21 protein-coding genes are annotated in these 20566 nt (G+C 39.0%); 2 read left to right on the top strand and 19 right to left on the bottom strand.

All coding sequences use genetic code 11. The features are described from left to right. Nucleotides 1-363: 363 nt before the first annotated feature. Nucleotides 364-1059, top strand: coding sequence for a VIT family protein (locus FJR73_RS00375; protein ID WP_140832623.1), 696 nt, complete (start codon nt 364-366; stop codon nt 1057-1059). A 42-nt stretch (nt 1060-1101) separates the two neighbouring features. Here the strand turns inward: FJR73_RS00375 and FJR73_RS00370 are convergent, their stop codons facing one another. Further along, entirely contained in the window at nt 1102-3090 is a 1989-nt protein-coding gene (locus FJR73_RS00370; protein ID WP_140832621.1) for an ABC transporter permease, read from the bottom strand. Nucleotide 3091: 1 nt separating this feature from the next. Then, a complete protein-coding gene (locus tag FJR73_RS00365) occupies nt 3092-3850 on the bottom strand; it encodes an ABC transporter ATP-binding protein (protein WP_000173358.1) in 759 nt (252 codons plus the stop codon). A gap of 428 nt (nt 3851-4278) precedes the next feature. On the opposite strand from FJR73_RS00365, the gene FJR73_RS00360 reads away from it, so the two are divergent. Then, nucleotides 4279-4476, top strand: a complete 198-nt coding sequence (locus FJR73_RS00360; protein WP_140832619.1) for a hypothetical protein — start codon at nt 4279-4281, stop codon at nt 4474-4476. Between the two features lie 575 nt (nt 4477-5051). On the opposite strand, the gene FJR73_RS00355 is transcribed toward FJR73_RS00360, so the two are convergent. The 17 genes from FJR73_RS00355 to dhaK all read right to left on the bottom strand — a co-directional run bounded on the left by FJR73_RS00355 (nt 5052) and on the right by dhaK (nt 20429). Further along, nucleotides 5052-6041, bottom strand: a complete 990-nt coding sequence (locus FJR73_RS00355; protein WP_061759091.1) for a lipoate--protein ligase — start codon at nt 6039-6041, stop codon at nt 5052-5054. A 59-nt stretch (nt 6042-6100) separates the two neighbouring features. Further along, nucleotides 6101-7804, bottom strand: coding sequence for a dihydrolipoyl dehydrogenase (gene lpdA / locus FJR73_RS00350; RefSeq protein WP_140832617.1), 1704 nt, complete (start codon nt 7802-7804; stop codon nt 6101-6103). A 45-nt stretch (nt 7805-7849) separates the two neighbouring features. Next, nucleotides 7850-8893, bottom strand: coding sequence for a dihydrolipoamide acetyltransferase (locus tag FJR73_RS00345; RefSeq protein WP_140832615.1), 1044 nt, complete (start codon nt 8891-8893; stop codon nt 7850-7852). Nucleotides 8894-9305: 412 nt separating this feature from the next. Beyond that, entirely contained in the window at nt 9306-10298 is a 993-nt protein-coding gene (locus tag FJR73_RS00340; protein WP_000448714.1) for an alpha-ketoacid dehydrogenase subunit beta, read from the bottom strand. A gap of 15 nt (nt 10299-10313) precedes the next feature. Then, nucleotides 10314-11282 carry a thiamine pyrophosphate-dependent dehydrogenase E1 component subunit alpha gene (locus FJR73_RS00335; protein ID WP_140832613.1) on the bottom strand — a complete coding sequence of 323 codons (969 nt, stop codon included), beginning with the start codon at nt 11280-11282 and terminating at the stop codon, nt 10314-10316. A 153-nt stretch (nt 11283-11435) separates the two neighbouring features. Beyond that, nucleotides 11436-12797: a sodium-coupled multidrug efflux MATE transporter PdrM gene (gene pdrM, locus FJR73_RS00330; protein WP_140832611.1), complete on the bottom strand. Its 1362-nt coding sequence runs from the start codon at nt 12795-12797 to the stop codon at nt 11436-11438. 41 nt (nt 12798-12838) lie between these two features. Beyond that, a complete protein-coding gene (locus FJR73_RS00325) occupies nt 12839-14107 on the bottom strand; it encodes a dihydroorotase (protein WP_140832608.1) in 1269 nt (422 codons plus the stop codon). 12 nt (nt 14108-14119) lie between these two features. Next, nucleotides 14120-14584: an 8-oxo-dGTP diphosphatase gene (locus FJR73_RS00320; RefSeq protein WP_140832605.1), complete on the bottom strand. Its 465-nt coding sequence runs from the start codon at nt 14582-14584 to the stop codon at nt 14120-14122. 9 nt (nt 14585-14593) lie between these two features. Then, nucleotides 14594-15247 carry a uracil-DNA glycosylase gene (locus FJR73_RS00315; protein WP_140832602.1) on the bottom strand — a complete coding sequence of 218 codons (654 nt, stop codon included), beginning with the start codon at nt 15245-15247 and terminating at the stop codon, nt 14594-14596. 61 nt (nt 15248-15308) lie between these two features. Then, entirely contained in the window at nt 15309-16001 is a 693-nt protein-coding gene (locus tag FJR73_RS00310) for a YjjG family noncanonical pyrimidine nucleotidase (protein WP_140832600.1), read from the bottom strand. 120 nt (nt 16002-16121) lie between these two features. Continuing rightward, the gene (locus FJR73_RS10290; RefSeq protein ID WP_079114825.1) at nt 16122-16361 is read right to left on the bottom strand and encodes a hypothetical protein; all 240 of its coding nucleotides are present in this window, start codon (nt 16359-16361) and stop codon (nt 16122-16124) included. 48 nt (nt 16362-16409) lie between these two features. Continuing rightward, entirely contained in the window at nt 16410-16622 is a 213-nt protein-coding gene (locus FJR73_RS10285; protein ID WP_061759081.1) for a hypothetical protein, read from the bottom strand. 111 nt (nt 16623-16733) lie between these two features. Beyond that, nucleotides 16734-16910, bottom strand: coding sequence for a hypothetical protein (locus FJR73_RS10110; protein WP_181146564.1), 177 nt, complete (start codon nt 16908-16910; stop codon nt 16734-16736). 196 nt (nt 16911-17106) lie between these two features. Beyond that, on the bottom strand, nt 17107-17838 hold the full coding sequence (locus tag FJR73_RS00295; protein WP_061759079.1) for a hypothetical protein: 732 nt from the start codon (nt 17836-17838) through the stop codon (nt 17107-17109). A 630-nt stretch (nt 17839-18468) separates the two neighbouring features. Continuing rightward, the gene (gene dhaM, locus FJR73_RS00290) at nt 18469-18843 is read right to left on the bottom strand and encodes a dihydroxyacetone kinase phosphoryl donor subunit DhaM (protein ID WP_023942554.1); all 375 of its coding nucleotides are present in this window, start codon (nt 18841-18843) and stop codon (nt 18469-18471) included. Then, complete coding sequence (dhaL, locus tag FJR73_RS00285) at nt 18843-19418, bottom strand: dihydroxyacetone kinase subunit DhaL (protein WP_023942556.1); 576 nt, start codon at nt 19416-19418, stop codon at nt 18843-18845. The genes dhaM and dhaL overlap by 1 nt, the downstream gene beginning before the upstream one ends. A gap of 21 nt (nt 19419-19439) precedes the next feature. After that, nucleotides 19440-20429 (bottom strand): dihydroxyacetone kinase subunit DhaK, encoded by a 990-nt coding sequence (gene dhaK, locus FJR73_RS00280; protein ID WP_023942558.1) that lies wholly within the window; start codon nt 20427-20429, stop codon nt 19440-19442. Nucleotides 20430-20566: the final 137 nt, after the last annotated feature.

Raw genomic sequence — 20566 nt, 5'->3', positions numbered from 1 at the left:
ACTCGGGTTTATATTTGCTAGAAAACATCATCTCATTTTCTAAGCTTTATTACTATAACATGTTTTTAAGAACTTGTAAAGCATTTTTTGATAAAAAATAAAAATATGTTCGTAAACTCTTTGGTTTATGTAAAAAATATCAATAAATCTTTTCTTGTAAACGATTATAAAGTGAACAAAATGTTTATCGTATTTAATTTAAAATTTTTTATGCTATTCTATACTCCTTCCCTTCGGTATTTGATCTATCAGAGAAGATGTCGACATTTTTATATCATTAAAATCGTGCAACTTTTTTCAGATACTTTTAAAAGATTGATTTCATTACCTGTTTCCTTTATACTGGATAAAAAGGAGTATAGTATGTCAGAAACAAATCACGAAATCGATTCAAATTTTGCAGGTCGTTTAAATGTCCTGCGTGCAGGTGTTCTTGGTGCTAATGATGGGATTATTTCCATCGCTGGTGTGGTTATCGGGGTTGCTAGTGCTACGAGCAATATCTGGATTATCTTTTTATCAGGATTTGCAGCTATTTTGGCAGGTGCCTTTTCAATGGCAGGCGGAGAATATGTGTCCGTTTCAACTCAAAAAGATACCGAGGAAGCAGCCGTTGCGCGTGAGCAAGTCTTGCTAGACCAAGATATGGAACTAGCCAAAAAGTCTCTCTATGCTGCCTATATTCAAAATGGCGAGTGTGAAACATCAGCCCAACTTCTCACCAACAAAGCCTTTTTAAATAATCCGCTCAAGGCTTTGGTAGAGGAAAAATATGGGATTGAGTATGAAGAGTTTACAAATCCTTGGCATGCTGCCATTTCTAGTTTTGTTGCCTTTTTCCTTGGTAGCTTACCACCAATGCTTTCAATTACCATTTTCCCAAGTGAATACCGCATCCCTGCTACTGTCCTTATCGTCGGTGTCGCCCTTCTTCTCACTGGTTACACTAGTGCCAAACTTGGAAAAGCTCCAACCAAAACAGCTATGATTCGGAACCTAGCTATTGGCCTCTTGACCATGGGAGTTACCTTCCTGCTCGGACAACTTTTCAGCATTTAAAACACAAGAAATACCTCGATTTTGAAGTCGAGGTATCTTTTTTTACATTTGGACAATCTTGCGATAACTTCTTGAAGTAATCATGAAAATCAGCACATAGGCGATGAGGAAGATAGCGCAGATAGACAAGGTCACAATCAACATCATATTCGTATCTATTACACCAATCACTTTTAAAATCAGACTAAGCATATGGTAGGCAAAGGCTAGATGTATGAAGGCAAAAAGCAAAGGAAGGAAGAAAACAGTTAAAACCTGTTTGTTGATGGTTTGCTTGATTTGCTTTTGATCTAAACCGACTTTCTGCAAGATAATAAAGCGCTCACGGTCTTCATATCCTTCAGAAATTTGTTTGTAGTAGATGACCAGAACGGTTCCGACCATAAAGATAATGGATAGGAAAATACCGATAAAGAAGACACCGCCAAAGAGGGCACTCATTTGAGCACTAGCATCTGCTAGATTGCTACCATACACATAGCTACCTTCCGTGTTTAATTGAGCATTAAACTGATTGAGGTATTTATCATATTCTTCAGCGACCTTGAGTTGTTCTTCTTCGTTGGCATTTACATTCATACCACCGTAAAGCTGATTATAGATAGCCGAATCTGGAAATTGGTCTAAAAATGCTTGTAAATCAGGTACAACAAGGTAATTGTAATCAGTAGTAAAAATATTAAACTGATTTGGTACATGGTTCACAATAAAATCTGTATTAAATTCTTCTTTTACAGAAAATTGATGATCATTTAGAGTTAGAGCTTTCTGTTCTTTAACTCCCTCATTCTTTGCAAAGAGTCCGACCTCATTTCCTGATAGAGACAGTTTTTGGCCAGTCATATTTTCATAATCTTTTTGGTCAAATACCATGAAAACTGTTGTGGGTTGGACACGATTTTGTCCTTTTTCAAAAAGGGTTAACTTGCTACCTTCTTGGTTTGCAACACCAAAGTAAGCGTAACGAAGAACTTCTTTCTCTTTAATCTTATAACCTTTGTCACTTGCAAACTGGCTCAAGAGTTTGTCCAAATCTTCTTTTTCAACATTTTGCCCTGAAACCCCAAAATCATGAGGATTCAGAACTTTTTTAAAGGATTCTGAGGCATTGAAAATACTTGTCGCTGCAGACATGGTTACCAAAACCATTGTTGACAAGATAGCGATAGTTGCTAGCCCAACCGCATTTTTCTTCATACGGAAAATCAAGTTGGACACTGAGATGAGGTTATTAGGTTGGTAATAGTATTTTTTGTTTTTCTTTAAGATTTGGAGGAAAACGGTAATTCCTGCATTAAACAAGAGATAGGTACCAAAGATAACCAGCAAAACAGCTAGGAAGAAAGTTGTTAGGGCTGTGAGAGGATCTTTTACCGTAAGGGCAAGATAATAGCCAATCCCTAAACTAATCGAACCAAGAATCGTTTGGAGAGGAAGGAAGCGACCTTTTTTCTCTCCGCTTGCTTTCTCACGCGAGAGCTGGAGGGCATTCATACGGGCAATTCGAAGGGCATTCAGGAACATGAGGCCTAGGAAAATCAAACCGAAAACAACAAGTACTGCAATGACAACATTCATTTGGAAGGTAGCGACCAGCTCAACCTTCAATTTCATCAGTTTGAGCAAGAAAGCGAAAATTAACTTGTCAAACAAGGCTCCAATACCGATACCCGCTCCAACAGTTAGAATCCCAAATACCACTAACTCCTTAAAGGTCATACTGATTAAATGGCGCTTTTCCAATCCCAACATGCCATAAATTCCCAGTTCCTTGGAACGATTTTTCATGACAAAACTATTGGCATAGAGGACGATAATGGCTGACGCAAGGGTGACGACAACCATACCAAATCCAAGTGTAGCCTGAATGGTTGTTCCTCCACGGATTTCAGCAATCTTGGGATTGAAGGTTAGAGAGTAAAAGAGATAGGTGACGGTGACTGCCAAGAGAACAGCCAGAGCAAAAGGATAGTAGAGTTTGCGGTTTTTAATCAAGTTCGATACCGCTAACTTATTGGTTAATCGAAACATACTAATTCACCTCGCTTGCCATGACAGTCAAGGTATCAGAGATCTCTTGGAACATCTGACGTTCTGTCTTCTCTCCACGGTAGATTTGGTTGTAAAGAATGCCGTCTTTGATAAAGAGCACACGTTTTGCCCTGCTAGCTGCCGCTGTTGAGTGGGTTACCATGAGAATGGTTTGGCCACGCTCATTGATTTCATCAAAGACATCAAGTAAGGCTGCAGATGATTTGGAGTCAAGTGCCCCTGTAGGCTCGTCCGCAAGGAGAATTTCAGGTTCTGTGATGATGGCGCGGGCTACTGCTACACGCTGTTTCTGCCCACCTGAAATCTCGTAAGGATACTTCTCTTGCAATTGGTTGATCCCCAGATTCTCAGCTGTCACCACCAATTTCTTCATCATTTCCGTAATGGGTCTTCTTGACAAGACAAGCGGAAGCAAGATATTGTCCTTAACAGACAGAGTATCTAGCAAGTTAAAGTCTTGGAAGACGAAACCCAACTTTTCACGCCGGAAACTCGAAGCCTGTGAATTTTTGATGGTTGCGGTATCTGTTCCGTTCAGGTAAACCTGACCACGACTTGGTTTGTCCAGCATAGCTAGGATATTTAGAAGAGTGGATTTACCAGAACCAGACTCACCCATGATAGCAACGTAGTCGCCCTTTTCTACGGTAAAGTGAATATCCTTGAGGGCCTCTACTTGGTTGCCCTGAAAACGAGTTTTATAAATTTTTTGAACGTGTTTTACATCTAAAAGTGTCATGAGAATCTCCTTTCTTAATATCCCATCAAATGAAATGTCTCTTGCATCATAGCGCATCCCAGTTGAACACGCTCGATATCTTTATGGCTTGGTTTTCTTGTTTTCTTCTGTAAGATTTGTTTCATGATGTTACTCCTTTGTTCTTTATGAGTCTAGTTTACATCAAAAAAAGACCGCTTGCCATAACCTAACCTTACAAAAGAGACTTTAATCTTACATTTTTGTAAGATTGGGGGAAATGTAAGCAAAATTACTTAGAAAATAATTTGATTTCCTATTTTTAAAATTGTAAAATATAAGTGTGAAAAGGCTTACTTTGAAAAGGAGGGAATCGAAAATTATTACTCTAGTAAGCTTACTTCGATGAAACACCATTCAATTTAACACTTGTAAGTCGTTCTAAGCATCAGGAAAGAAGGTGCGCTTTAATGAAACATAAAGAACATATACTCATCGGAATTCTCTATCTCCTCTCCCCATTCATCGGTCAGCTCTTAGTTGAAAAAACATACTTTATCGGTACAGAATTTACAGGTACTGCTTATGTTGTTTGCTGGTTATCAGTTGTTATCAGCATCCACCATTTTTCAAAAACTGTTTTCTCTCAGCAACAAAAAGTAGATTAGAAACATGAGTTCAAAAACATGATTTTATACTCTTCTAAAATCTCTTCAAACCACGTCAACGTCGCCTTGCCGTAGGTATACGATACTGACTCTGTCAGTTCTATCCACAACCTCAAAACAGTTTTTTGAGCAGCCTGTGACTAGTTTCCTAGTTTGCTCTTTGATTTTCATTGAGTATTAGTTTGTATATGAAGCTGGGAAAATCTTATTAAAAGTAAAAAAAGCTTTAAATCAAACAGTTTAGACTATTGATTTAAAGCTTTTTGCTTATTCCAAATCTTCTGTAGAACCTCACAAAAACGGCTCTATGACTTTTGAGGTATAGTTCAACTATAAGAGATAATAGTCTTTTGGTGGTATTTACACTATATAGAAATCAAAAAGCAACTCGCGCCTATGTCACCTTACATTCAATCTATTACTAACTTTCTTATCTCTATATTCAACCCTACCTAGTTTTTTATTAAGGATTGGAAGCGAGTTCTTTTTGATTTTCTTTCAGCAGACTTCAAGATTTGTCCTATCCAGAGGATATCTTTTCTTCACCCCCACAATGACTAACAAATGGCTTTTCTTTACTCTACAACTGCTTCAGCGATTTCTTCACGACTAATACCAGCGAAGTAGCGTGTAATATCAATTGTTTCTAGTGCTTTAAGGACATCTTCGCGTTCGTATTTCACTCCACGAAGGACATCTTCTACTGCAGCAACGTCTTCGATACCAAAGAAGTCACCATAAATCTTGATGTCTTGGATTTTTGATTCGAGAACATTAGCAAATACTTCCACCTTACCACTAGTGAATTTGGTTCCACGACGGACGTTAAATTCAGGTGATTTACCGTAGTTCCAGTCCCAAGTTCCAAACTTGGTGTCCTTGATACGATTGATTTCAGCCAATTCTTCCTCAGAAAAAACGTATTCTGTCATTTCAGGGTACTCTTTTTTCATGTATTCCAATAGTAAATCACGGAATTCTTCGACAGTGATTTTTTCTGGTAATTCATTGATAATATTGGTTACGCGAGCACGGACGGATTTCACACCTTTTGATTCAAATTTATCCTTTGAAACCTTGAGGGCGTTAGCAAGGACTGACAAATCAACGTCAAAGAGCAAGCAACCATGATGCATGATACGACCATTGATATAGGCTTGGGCATTACCACAGAATTTCTTACCGTCGATTTCTAAGTCATTACGGCCTGTGAACTCAGCTTTAACCCCAAGTTGAGCTAGTGTATTGATAACTGGCGTTGAGAAGCTCTTAAAGTCAAAAGCCTTGTTTTCATCTTCTTTTGAGATGATCGTGTAGTTTAGGTTATTTAAATCGTGGTAAACAGCTCCACCACCGCTGATACGGCGGACCACCTCAATGCCATTTTCGCGAACATAATCCCGGTTGATTTCTTCGATAGTGTTCTGGTGACGACCAACAATGATAGATGGTTTGTTAATCCAAAGCAGGAAGATTTGATCCTCATCCAAAAGGTGTTTAAAGGCATATTCTTCCAAGGCGATATTAAAGGCAGTGTCGTTTGAATGATTGATAATATATTTCATGATATCCCTTTATACGATAGAGACTGGAAAACATCTTTCCAGTCTAATCTATCTTTCTTTTATTTTTTCTTAGGTGAGTGGATGGCCATTCCTAGAACATCCGCAAATGCTTCATACATCACTTCAGAATAGGTTGGGTGTCCGTGGATAGTCTTCAACATTTCTTCTACAGTGATTTCCATTTCGATGATGCTTGACGCTTCATTGATCAACTCTGCAGCTGCAGGGCCAATGATGTGAACACCAAGGATTTCCCCGTATTTCTTGTCTGCAATGACTTTAACAAATCCTTGAGCAGCATCTGATGCAATGGCACGACCATTAGCAGCAAAGTTGAATTTACCAATTTGGACATCATATTTCTCACGAGCTTGTTCTTCTGTTAAACCAACTGCTGCTACTTCAGGAAGTGTGTAAATAGCTGCAGGAGTCAAGTTCAATTTAGCAACATGGTGATTTCCTTTAAGGGCATTTTCAGCGGCTACTTCACCCATACGGAAGGCTGCGTGAGCCAACATCTTGGTACCATTGATGTCACCTGGTGCATAAATACCAGGAACAGAAGTTTCCATGTACTCGTTAACCTTGATACGACCACGGTCTAACTCGAACTCTACTTCACCAATTCCTTCGAGGTCTGGTACACGACCGATTGAAAGAAGAGCTTTGCTTGCGATAATATCGTCTTTTCCTTCAATCTTGATACGAAGTTTACCATCTTCTTCGATGATTTCTTGCAGTTTAGTACCAGTCAAGATAGTCATACCTTTTCGTTCAAGAATCAAGCGAAGATTCTTAGAAACTTCAGCATCCATAGCTGGCACGATACGGTCCATCATTTCAATAACAGTTACCTTAGAACCAAATGTCATGAAGGCTTGACCGAGTTCAATACCGACAACTCCACCACCGATGATAACAAGGCTTTCTGGAACTTCGTTAATTTCAAGAATGTCATCACTTGTCATGACAAGTGATGATTCCATACCAGGAACGTTAATCTTGCTGACTTTTGAACCACCAGCAAGGATAATCTTCTTAGTTTCAAGCAATTCTGAACCATTTACCAAGACATTCTTGTCTTTAGTGATGGTTCCAATTCCTTTATGAACAGTAACTCCATAGCTACGAAGAAGTCCTGCAACACCACCAACAAGAGTATTTACAACTTTAGACTTAGTTTCTAAAAGTTTTTCCATATCAACAGTGAAGTTAGGATTTTCAATCACGATACCACGATTTGCAGCATGACCGATGTTTTCGATAATTTCAGCGTTGTGAAGATAGGTCTTAGTTGGGATACAGCCACGGTTCAAGCAGGTTCCACCAAGTTCAGATTTCTCAACAAGGGCAACCTTACCGCCGAGTTGGGCGGCTTTAATGGCTGCAACATAACCAGCAGGACCTCCACCAATCACAACAATATCAAAGGCATCATCGCTCTTACCATCATCATTTGAAGCACTTGCTGCAGGTACTGGGCTAGCTTCTGGCACTGCTGATCCAGCTGTTGGGATGTTTTCCCCTTCTTCTCCAAGGTAACCGATAACTTCCGTTACTGGAACAGTTTCACCATCTCCTTTAAGGATAGCAATCAAGTAACCATCTTCTTCGGCTTCCAATTCCATGCTGACTTTGTCAGTCATGATTTCCAAAAGGATTTCTCCTTCTTTTACAAATTCTCCGACTTTTTTATTCCATTGGACGATTTGTCCTTCTGTCATATCCACGCCGGCTTTTGGCATAATTACTTCTAAGGCCATGTCTTCCTTCCTTTATCTATATCTTAAAAATGAATACTCTTGCTCTTAAATCAACATTGAGATTGGATTTTCAATCAAGGCTTTCAAGTCTTTCATAAACTTAGCACCAGCCATACCATCCACAACACGGTGGTCAATGGTTAATCCTAGACTCATGATTGGGCGAATCACAATCTCACCATTGACGACAACTGGCTTCTCAATTGTCGAACTCACACCAAGGATAGCTGAGTTTGGTTGGTTAATGATAGGACCAAAGGACTGAACGCCAAACATTCCCAAATTACTGATAGTAAATGTTGAATTTTGCAGTTCGCTTGGAGCTAATTTACCATCCAAGGTACGGCCAATGACGTCTTTGAAGGCTACAACCAAATCTGAAAGGCTCATCTTCTCCGCATTGTAAACAACAGGTGTCATCAATCCATTATCCATACCAACTGCCATGGCAAGGTTGACGTAATTATGAGTAATAATTGTCTTGCCATCTTCTGTCAATGAAGCGTTGATGTAAGGGTGTTTCATAAGAGTTTTAACAACTGCAAGTGAAAGAAGGTCTGTTACAGTAGTCTTCTTCCCAGTTGCTTCCATGATTGGCTCCAGAACCTTCTTACGAAGTGCCAACATTTCAGTCATATCAACTTCATAGTTGAGCGTGAAGGTTGGTGCAGTTAGGTAAGATTCAACCATACGTTGGGCAATAACCTTACGCATTGGTGTCATTGGAATACGCTCAATTTCACCGTATGGTGTTACATTATCAGGAACTTCTTCCATTTTTTCGATCTGAGCAGGAGACTTGATGGTATCGTTTTCGATATTTTCAGGAAGCAAGGCCAAAACGTCCTTCTTCATAATCTTACCACGATGACCCGTTCCTTGGATTTCCTGCCAAGCAATATTATGTTCGAGGGCAATTCGTTTTGCAAGTGGCGAAATGCGAACCACGTTTGTGTCTTTATAAGTTTCCACGTCTTCTTTGTGGACACGACCGTTTGCACCTGAGCCAGAAACGTCGTAGAGGTTGATCCCTAGATCATCCGCTAACTTTCTAGCTGCAGGAGTCGCTCTTAGCTTGTCATCAGCCATGACCTCTCCAATTCTATTTATGATACTAAGGGCGTAAAAAATCAAAGTGAAAATAGGAAACTTGACAAAGAAACTTTAGTTTCTAGGAAAGTTTATCTTTTTCACACAGACTCTAGCCCGAGTTCAACTCTACAAGCAACTTGGATACAACACGTATCTCAAGTTGCTACGGTTGCCGCTATTAGGCGGTCAACCTAGTAGACTGACTAATTCATTCGTCGAATATTATCGATTCGACTCTCTCATGTCGCAACTCTTTAAATCACTTGGATACAACACGTATCTCAAATTACTACGGTTGCCGCTATCAAGCGGTCAACCTAGTAGACTGACTAAATCTTTCATCGGTTATTATCGAACCAACTCTTCTTGTGATAGGATGCGATGTTTACATAATTTATCTTATGCAATACTATTCTTTGTTATAAGTTTTTCGGATGGCATCTTTGATGCTTTCAACTGTTGGAATCATTGCATTTTCTAGGTTTTGCGCATAAGGCATTGGCACATCTTCTCCTGCGCAACGACGGATTGGTGCATCTAGGTAGTCAAATGCTTCTGACTCTGAAATAATTGCTGAAATCTCTCCGATATAGCCACTTGTTTTATGGGCGTCGTTAACCAGAACAACCTTACCAGTCTTCTTAACTGAGTTTATGATGATATCCTTATCAAGCGGAACAAGGGTACGTGGGTCAACAATCTCAACAGAAATTCCTTCTTCTGCTAATTCTTCAGCAGCTTGAACCACACGACGGAGCATTTTTCCATAAGTAACAACTGTTACATCTGTACCTTCACGTTTGATTTCCCCAACTCCAAGTGGAATCGTGTAGTCTGGATCAACTGGCACTTCCCCTTTTTGGTTAAATTCTGACTTGTACTCAAGAATGATAACAGGGTTGTTATCACGGATAGAAGACTTGAGCAGTCCTTTCATGTCCGCAGGCGTACCTGGTGCCACAACCTTAAGACCAGGAATATGAGTGAACCAAGACTCTAGAGATTGTGAGTGCTGAGCGGCAGAACCTACCCCATTACCAGCTGCGCATCGAACAGTCATTGGAACCTGACCTTTACCACCAAACATGTAACGAGTTTTAGCAGCTTGGTTGACGATATTGTCCATGGCAATAACCGAGAAGTCCATGAAGGTCATATCAACGATTGGACGAAGTCCTGTCATGGCTGCTCCTGCTGCTGCTCCAGAGATGGCAGCTTCAGAAATCGGACAGTCACGAACACGTTCTGGGCCAAATTCTTCAAGCATTCCGACAGAAGTACCGAAGTCTCCTCCAAAGACACCGACATCTTCTCCCATCAAGAACACATTTTCATCGCGACGCATTTCCTCAGACATAGCAAGGATAATGGTGTCACGGAAGGACATTGTTTTTGTTTCCATTTTATCTCTTTCTCCTTAGTCTGCGTAAATATCTTCAAATGCTGATTCAAGCGGTGGGAATGGACTTTCTTCCGCAAATTTAACAGAAGCTTCTACTGCTTCCTTGACTTGCGCTTGAATTTCTTCCAATTCTGTAGCACTTGCAATGTTATTTTCAATAAGATGCTTGCGAAGGTTTTCGATTGGATCTTTTTGTTTCCACAATTCCACTTCTTCACGCGTACGATATTTACCAGGGTCAGATGATGAGTGACCAAGCCAGCGATAAGTTATACTCTCAATCAAGACTGGTCCATTGCCACCACGAACATGGTCTACAGCTTTCTTAAATCCTTCATAGACATCGATGACGTTGTTTCCATCTTCGATGAACATTCCAGGAATTCCGTAAGCGGCGCTACGTTGATGGATATGTTCTACATTGGTCATTTTCTTGATATCCGCAGAGATACCGTAACCGTTGTTAATGCAGTAGAAAATGACTGGCAGCTTCCAAATAGAAGCCATATTTACTGCTTCGTGGAAAACACCTTCGTTGGTCGCACCATCTCCAAAGAAGCAGACAACGATTTTTCCGGTATTTTGCATTTGCTGACTGAGGGCTGCACCAACAGCGATTCCCATACCACCACCTACGATACCATTGGCACCAAGGTTACCAGCATCAAGGTCGGCGATATGCATAGAACCACCTTTACCTTTACAGGTTCCAGTGTATTTACCAAGGATTTCAGCCATCATTCCGTTTAGGTCAATTCCTTTGGCAATAGCTTGTCCATGACCACGGTGGTTTGATGTGATCAAATCGTCTGGGTTGAGAGCTAACATAGCACCCACGTTAGCTGCCTCTTCTCCAACAGAAAAGTGCGTCATTCCTGGCACTTTCCCTTTCTTTACTAATTGTGCAATTTTTAAGTCCATACGACGGATTTCTTCCATCTTACGGAACATTTCTAGCAAAAGATTTTTATCTAAAGTTGACATCTTCTTGCCTTTCTAACTTTCTTCTTACCTTACTATTTTACCGTTTTTGGAAAATACTGTCAAAGTTTTTCTAAAAGAAATTTCACAAAATAAAAAAGAAAACCCCATGAAAACAAGAGATTTTCTCATTAAGAATATTTTTTCACAAACTTTTTATCGTTTAGATTTTGCTACGGATTCAAATCTCTTCATAATCACAGTTAAACGCCAACGATAGAGAGCCCCGCTCACGATTAGACTAATAATCAAACCAATCCAGTAAGAGTACGCTCCAAAATCTGTTAGGGAATCAAATACCATAGCTACTGGGAGTGTCACCCCCCAGTAACCAACCAAACCAAGGTAAAAAGGAATAACTGTATCCTTATAACCCCGCAAAATTCCCTGAAGCGGTGCTGCAAAGGTATCTGCTAACTGGAAGAAAAGGCTGTAAGTTAAAAAACGCGCTGTCAAATTAATGAATTCTGGGTCGTTACCATAAAGACTAGCCACATTTCCTCGAAAAATGTAAAGGAATGTTAAGGTGAAACCTGCAAAAATAAGGGCTGTCCATCTTCCTAGACCAATATAGGTTTTTGCATCATCAAATCGCTTGGCTCCCACTTCATAGGAAACGACAATAGCCATAGCCGATGAGATACTCATAGGAAAGGCGTACATGAGAGTTGAAAAGTTCATAGCTGACTGGTGACTAGCGATAATCAAGGATGAGAACTTAGCCATAATCAAGCCAACCACTGAAAAGATAGCAACTTCCGCAAAGACAGTTCCCCCAATAGGCAAACCTAAGCGAACTCCTTCCTTGATTTTATCCATATTAAGCGGAATGCGTTTCTCAAGATGTAGGGCTTTGAGCTTCTCCTGTTTAAATAAAACTAGAACAGAAATTCCCAGCAAGACCCAATAAGCCAAGGAAGTACCTAAACCAGCACCAGCACCTCCCAGTTCTGGAACACCAAAGGCTCCGAAAATCAAGAGATAGTTAAATCCACTATTGAGAGGAAGTAACAAAAGCATGAGATACATGGAAAGTTTGGTCAAGCCCAGCGAATCCAGCAAGGAACGAATGACACTAAAGAGCAACAAGGGGATAATCCCGATAGATAAAAACCAGAGATAACGAACAGCTACTGCCGCCACCGGTGCTTCTAGTCCAATATGATTCAAGATTGGTGGTGCCAGGAAAAGTACCATTCCCAGCAAGAGTACAGATAGACCCAAGGCCAGATAGATGAACTGGTAAAAATCAGACGCAACTTCTTCCTTTTTACCTCGACCAAGATGGTGACCAATGATGGGCACCAGGGCTGATACAATCCCTGTCAGGAATGTAAAGAAAGGATTCCAGATACTGGTTGCCATAGACACACCAGCCAAGTCCATGGTATTGTATTGACCAGTCATAGTGGTATCTACAAAGGATGCAGAATAATTGGCAAATTGATAAATCAGGATAGGGAAAAATATCTTTAAAAATAATATAAACTTGTCTTTAAAATGATGGGTTTGGTACATATAGGCTCTCTATTCTTTTTGTTTACAGAGCAGACTCCCACCTAGTTTTGATAGACAATTTGTCCCTTACAGATGGTATATTTAATCTGCCCTTTTAAGCTTTCACCAATGAATGGTGAATTAGCTGCTTTCGAAGCAAAATGGGAGTCCACAAGACGGTCAGCCTTGGCATCAAAAATAGTAATATCTGCTGGACCATTCTCAGCCAAGTAACCTGCTTCAAAGTTATAAAGCTTGGCTGGGTTATAGGTCATCTTTTCGAGTAATTCCATCAAGCTCAACTCCCCAGCTTCCACCAAATAAGTTAAACCGAGAGAAAGAGATGTTTCCAAACCAGTCATACCAGATGGCGCTTTGGTAATATCCTCAACATTTTTCTCATCTGCATGGTGAGGCGCGTGGTCAGTTGCGATAACTGTGATGATGCCTGATTTGAGACCTTCGATAACAGCACGACGGTCTGATTCCAAACGAAGTGGCGGATTCATCTTAGCATTGCTTCCTTGTGTCAAAAGAAGTGCTTCTGTCTTAGAGAAATGCTGTGGCGCTACTTCTGCTGTGACTTGCGCACCTAGCCCCTGAGCAAACTCCACCACTTTAACACTTTCTTCCTTAGACAAATGCTGGATGTGAACATGAGCCTTAGTTGCATAGGCAATCATGACATCACGCGCCATCATAGCATACTCAGCCACTCCAGTCGCACCACAGATATGGAAATGTTCTTTAGCGATATTTTCATTAAAGCCAAGAACACCGTTCAAACCTGGATCTTCCTCATGAAGACTAATAAAGGTATTAAGCTTTTTAGCTTCTTCCATGGCTTCCTTTACAACTTTACTGCTTTCAAGCGGAATACCGTCATCAGAAAAACCAACTGCTCCAGCTTCTAAGAGTGCTTTAAAGTCAGTCAAATCTTGGCCATTAAAGTTCTTAGTAATGGTCGCAACCGTCTTAACATTGATTTTTTCCTTGGCAGCTGACTGGAGAACTTCTTGCAAAGTCTCTACGTCTGAAATAGTTGGACTAGTATTAGCCATCATGACAACCGTTGTAAAGCCACCTGCAGCGGCTGCTAGGGCACCCGTATGGATATCTTCCTTGTGGGTCTGACCAGGTTCACGGAAATGAACATGAATATCGACCAAGCCAGGAGCAACTACTAGACCAGTAGCATCAATTATCTCTGCTCCTTCTTCTTTAATCTCAGGTGCAATTTCGACAATTTTACCTTCTTGGACTAAAACATCACACACTTGATCCAAACCAGACTTGGGATCCATTACACGACCATTTTTGATTAGTAGCATCTGTTTTCTCCTTTATTCATAGAAATCAACTTGGGTATCCAACAATTTATCCCCATCATAAACAAACTTGGCTGAAAAGAAGGGTTTATCTTCTAAAAGCCACCCAACAAAGGTATGGTCACCTTCCCAAGTCGGCTTACTCAAAACCTCATCATAGGGAACCCATTCTAGCGTTCCCTCATTGCAGTCAACCAAGTCACCCTCGAACTCCGTCACCTTAAAAACATAGGTGTACCAGTCTAAATCTGGCGTAAATTCAGGAAAAGTGATAACACCTTTTAGAACTGGCTGGGCTTTAAGCCCTGTTTCTTCAAGGATTTCACGCACCGCGCACTCCTGAGGTGTCTCTCCTCTCTCTAGCTTACCCCCCACACCAATCCATTTACCCGCATGGACGTCATTTGGCTTTTTATTGCGATGAAGCATGAGTAGTTCTTTCCCGTTATCAATGTAGCAAATCGTCGCTAACTGAGGCATATTTTCTCCTTATCTAAGCCAATCAATTGGCTCTTGTCCTGTCTCTTTTAAGAATGTATTTACCTTGGAAAAAGGCTTGGAACCCCAAAATCCTCTATAAACTGACAAAGGACTGGGATGGGCTGATTCGATAATCAAGTGATGAGGATTGGTAACCAAGGCCTTCTTCTTGCGTGCATAGGCTCCCCAGAGTACAAAAACGACTGGTCTATCTAGATGATTGACCACCTGAATCACAGCATCTGTAAAAGGCTCCCATACCTGCCCAGCATGACCATTGGCCCGTCCAGCAGGAACCGTCAAACAAGCATTAAGAAGCAAAACTCCTTGTTCAGCCCAAGCTGTCAAATCATGGGACTTCTTGACCCCGATATCATCTGACAATTCTTTCAAGATATTTTGTAAGGATGGCGGAGCTGGGATAGAGTCAGGTACAGAAAAACTCAAGCCCTGCGCTTGACCTGGCCCATGATAGGGATCTTGTCCTAGAATCACCACTTTAACCTCTTCAAGCGGTGTTGTCAAGAGAGCCTGAAAAACCTTTTCCTTGGGCGGATAAACAGCCCCCTGAGCATAGACCTGCTCCATAAACTGATTGATTTTCCCGAAATAACCTTCAGGTAATTGCTCCTTAATCAAAGCATGCCAAGACGAGTGTTCCATAGCCGACTCCTTCGTTTTTACTGCCTCTATTATAGCAAAAAGTGGCTATGGAAACCACTTTTTACAGTTTATCTAAATAATCCAGCAAGTCTTGGTAAGAATGGACTTCGTAATTCGGCTGGGCTTGTGTGTGATTTTCGAGGTGATGAGGGTTGTACCAGATAGTGGCAATCCCAGCATTATTACCACCTTGAATGTCGGCGGTTAGGGAATCTCCAATCATCAGCGTCTTTTCTTTGCTAAAACCTGCAATCTGTTGGCCAATCTTTTCATAAAAGAGAGCATCAGGCTTTTGTGTTTGCAACTGTTCTGAGATAAAGGCTTGATTGAAATAAGGCGCTAGACCAGATTGAACCAAGCGCCCTGTCTGAATGGCAGTAATGCCATTTGTCGCAGCATATAGCTCATAATCTCGCTCGATGAGACTGTCCAAAAGTTCATGTGCTCCTGAAATCGTTTGTCCCTGTTTTGCGAGGTAAAATTGGTAACGTTGGGCTAGAAAACTACCATCTTTTTCCTGTCCAAAATGAGAAAATAAACGAGAAAAACGCGTGTTAACTAGCTCTTGTTTACTGATTTTCTTTTGTTCCAAGTCCTTCCAGAGAGCCTTGTTCATAGGAACGTAATAGTCTTTATAAGCCTGAATATCTGCAATCCCTTCTTCTTTTAGAAGTTGCGTCAAAGCCACATCCTCAGCAGCATCAAAATCAAGAAGAGTGTGGTCAAGGTCGAAAAGTAGAAATTTGTATGGCATTGAGTTTCCTTCCTAAGATAAATAACTTTCACTTCAGCCAGCTGTTCAATGTTAAAACTTAAAAGTAGTATAGTACCACAAAGAATAATAGTTCTAATTGATTAACTAACCCATACTATTCTAATCAAGTTTATTTTTATTATAGAAAAATCTTCTATAAATTCGAACAATAGTTAAAATACATACAAATATAATTCCCAAACATACAAATATAATTCCCAAAATAGATAACACTATTTTCACAAAACTCATTTCCGAATCTATGACATACATATGAAAAAGAGGGGCTAGTCCTACACATATATACAAAAGATAATTTATAAAGTTTATTTCACCAAATCCTGCAAAAAAATGTTTCATTTTAAATATCCCAATTTTACTTTTCGTCTTAATAATTCATTAGTAAATCTATTGGCTTCTCTTTTTTTTGAAAAATCTTGACAACAAATTTACTCCACTTAATGCTACTAAGACTTCAATGGGTAAAAAATAGTAATCCCATATCAAATGAGAAATCAGCAATGTTAAAAATAGTATACAGTCAATATAACTATTCTGAAAATACTCTGTAATTTTATAATACAGAAATACCACAACCATCAAAATGAAAACAACCATCATAATGCTATCATCCTGTCCTTAATTTATTGTCACTTTTCCATCACATTCATCAATAGCATTAAAAAATCCAATCAATAAATGTTTACCTACTCACTAATACTATTCCAAAATTTATTTTTTTGGAATAAGTAATGAAATTCCAATTAGCAATACACCTAATATAAATAAAAGTATTTCCCAAAATTTATTCTCAGTTTTAATAAGAGGAATAAGATACATGTTGACTAATATGGAACTCGCTCCTATAATAGCAAATATTATTCTGGCTTTATCACTTAGTTTAAACATATTCGATCTCCCATAAAATAAGCAATTGCTATGTTTACTGTAACATCGATTCGAAAAAAGAACTTCGTTATGGAGAGATAATTCTCCATTAATGTGGCTAACGATAGACAACTTCGTTTTTTTCTCTTCGTCAGCTAGATAAGATATCCTTTCACTATTTGATTTTAAAGAGAAGGAAGATGTAACCCTATTTGTCTCACTTCTTATTTTTAAATAATTCATACTCTTTTTCTCTGATAAAGGGAAGTGAAAAATTAGAAAAAATTAGTAGAATTGAAAACAGATATCCGTCTTTTTGTATCACTAAAACATAACTTAAAAATATATAGACCATCAAATCTAGTACAAAAAGAGAAAATATCCTCCTTTTCATTACCTTACTTGTCTTAAAAATTCTGTTTAATAGAACCTTTATCGTAGTATCTACACAAATTTTTATCAAAAAGATAAGAGTCAATACACGATTATCAACTGTACCATGAAGAATAAATGGAAATATAGTTAATATAAAACTAGAAATCTCTAAATATTTTATCCAAAGAGATTGAGACATCTTACTTTTAAACTGACTAATTTTCCTATACTCGCTAGCTAGTCTAGTATCAAAATCTTTACCAAGTTTATTAAAGATTAAGAACTCCAGGATAAAAATACTAATTAATACGATATAAGTAGAAACGTTTCCTGGGAAATATTTATTGATCAAAATCGGGAAACTCATTAACAGAATCGAGTTTATCGCCAAACAAATGGACACTATTTTATTCTTCACAGAGTATATAGGTAACGATACTATTGAATAGAGAAATGCTAAAAAAATAAGCAAGAAATACTCTGTGCTACTAATTAGCGGCGCCCTTAATGATAAAAATAGATAGGCACCCCACACGATGATATGCGCTTTACGAATTGACTCTAGATTACTCATCTACCTACTCCTAAATCTATTTTTAGTTCACATTCTCTTTCCAACAAGTCATAAACGTTTCATGATCTTTTCTTCTTTTACATTAGTTAAAGTTGAAGTACATTTTTTGCAAGTGAAAATATAATTATTATTTGGAGATCCAAAATATCTATCCCTCTTCTAGACCTAAACCAAGTCAGATTAAAGATACAAATATAATGGTAGGGCTTTCTTTTACTTTAGACTATCATAAAACAAGGAATCTTTCAACAAAATTCATTGGCAAACTACTATTCTAGAAGATTGACAGCTCAAATCTTTCAGAATAGAACAATTCTATCTATCGAACACCCTAACTTCATAAATATCCATGTAATCCTAGACCTAGAATTCCTATAAACTAAATGTTTTTGTACTATTCTAAGCCATTGATTGCCTTAAATTTTAATTTTTGAAGAATTCTAAAGCTAGAATAGTCCCATCACAATCAGTTTTGAGTGATTCACAATTTAGAAACACTATAACTTTACTTCTGTTAAATTAAAAAGGAACTGCCCAAGCAATCCCTTTCTGATTTTGAAATTATTTACTTAAACTTTGATAGTAGAGATGAGTAATAGCCCACCTAAAAAAGGAGTAATAGTAAATTCCTTATTTATTAATTTCAAGCTCCGACAACTGTGTTTGAATAACTGACAGTTCTGCACCAGCCTGAAGAAGAGCTGCTGCAGTATAGGCACCTTCTACAATTGGAACCCTATTGATCATGATACTTTTATCACTGAAATCAGCCACCATTTCTAAGTTCATTTTAGCAGAGCCTAGGTCAAAAAAGGCTAATAAAGTATCTGCTGGATTTTCGGAAACAACCCTATCTACTTGATCAAAACTTGTTCCAATTCCTCCATCTTCGGTTCCTCCTACATAAGTAATCGGAACATCTTTAGCTACTTCACTAATCAGTTCAACAACACCTTGTGCAATGTGTTTGGAATGTGAAACGATAACAAGACCAATACTTCCCATTAAACCACCCCAGTTTCTAAAAGAGCAGTAAAGAGTAATCCTGATGAAAATGATCCAGGATCGATATGTCCAAGAGAACGTTCTCCTACATAAGATGCTCTTCCTTTAGTTGCAAGTAAATCTTTGGTAGCATTCACTACCTTATCAATAACCTCTTGAGTCAATTGACCAGCAGACAAAGCAGCAATAACAGGAGTCCAAACATCAACCATTGTCTTTTCTCCAACTTCTGCTTTCCCACGTTTGACAATCATATCCAAACCACTTTGTAAGATTTCTTCTAATTTAGAATGAGAATCAGCCTTGGCCATGCCCATAAAAGCAGAGCCATACAAGGGACCAGAAGCACCACCTACCTTACTCAGTAGTTGCATTGAGACAAGTTTAAAAACATCACTGCTGGTCTCAAATTGCTTTCCTTCTAAGTTTTCCATAACTGCAGCCATGCCACGCGCCATATTTCCACCGTGGTCTCCATCTCCTATAGGAGTGTCTAACTCACTAAGGTAATCTTTCTTTTCTTGAATCTTTTCATTAAAAAGCTTCATCCATTCAAGAGCTTGTTCAGCATTCATTTGACATTTCCTCCTTGAGTTTTACCAAGCTGGTGTTGTAACAGGTGCATTTAAAGCATCTAACCATTCATCATCTGCCAATCGAATCAATGTTAATGATAATCCAGCCATATCAATTGATGTCATATAGTTTCCAATTTTCTTAAATGCCAACTCAACACCTTTTTCATGGAGTAATTTAGCCACATCATTCGCAAATACGTATTGTTCCATAAGAGGAGTGCTTCCTAAACCATTAATGAGAAGGCCATAGCGTTCATCAGCCTTAAGTTGGAAACCTTCAGATAGTTTTTCAACCAATTCTGAAGCCAATTGTGCGGAAGGTTGCATTTTCTCTTTTTTATATCCTGGCTCACCATGAATACCAACTCCATATTCAAATTCATCATCTTCTAGAATAAATCCTGGTTTCCCAACCTCAGGAACGGTTGCTCCAGACAAGGCCAGCCCAATTGTTTTAATTTCTAACACAAGTTTATCGGCCAAGTCCTTCATTTCAGATAATGATTTACCAGAACGAGCTGCATCACCCAAAATTTTATGGACCAAAATAGTACCTGCAACACCTCGACGACCTTGGGTATAGAGACTATTTTCAACAGCGATATCATCATCAACCACAACACTTGCTACATCAATACCTTCCATTTCAGCAAGTTCTTGTGCAATTTCAAAGTTCATAATGTCACCAGAATAGTTCTTGATGACCATGAAAACTCCAGCTCCTTCATCAGCCGCCTTAATGGCTTCTAAAATTTGGTCCGGAGTAGGTGAAGTGAAGACTGCTCCACAAATGGCAGCAGACAACATTCCATCTCCTACAAAACCAGCATGACTTGGTTCATGTCCTGAGCCTCCACCTGAAATGAGACCAACTTTTCCTGTCTTTTCTGCCTTTCTGACGATGACATCAAAACCATCTAAGCGTTCTACCAAGTCATCATGCATGAATGACAATCCCTGCAACATTTCATCAACAACTTGTGTCGGTTCATTTATAATTTTTTTCATGAGAAACTCCTTTCGGCATCTACCTGTGTTTTCGTTTTCATTATATATTTTTTATCGCTGGCTGATAAGGGACAGATTCTATTATTTGTCCCCTTTTAAACCAGTTTAAAAAAATTTTTTGGTAAAATGAAGTAAGT

This window comes from Streptococcus sp. D2, from assembly GCF_006385825.1.
In the GTDB taxonomy this organism is placed as follows: Bacteria; Bacillota; Bacilli; order Lactobacillales; family Streptococcaceae; genus Streptococcus; species Streptococcus shenyangsis.
This window is presented reverse-complemented; position numbering and strand designations above follow the sequence as displayed.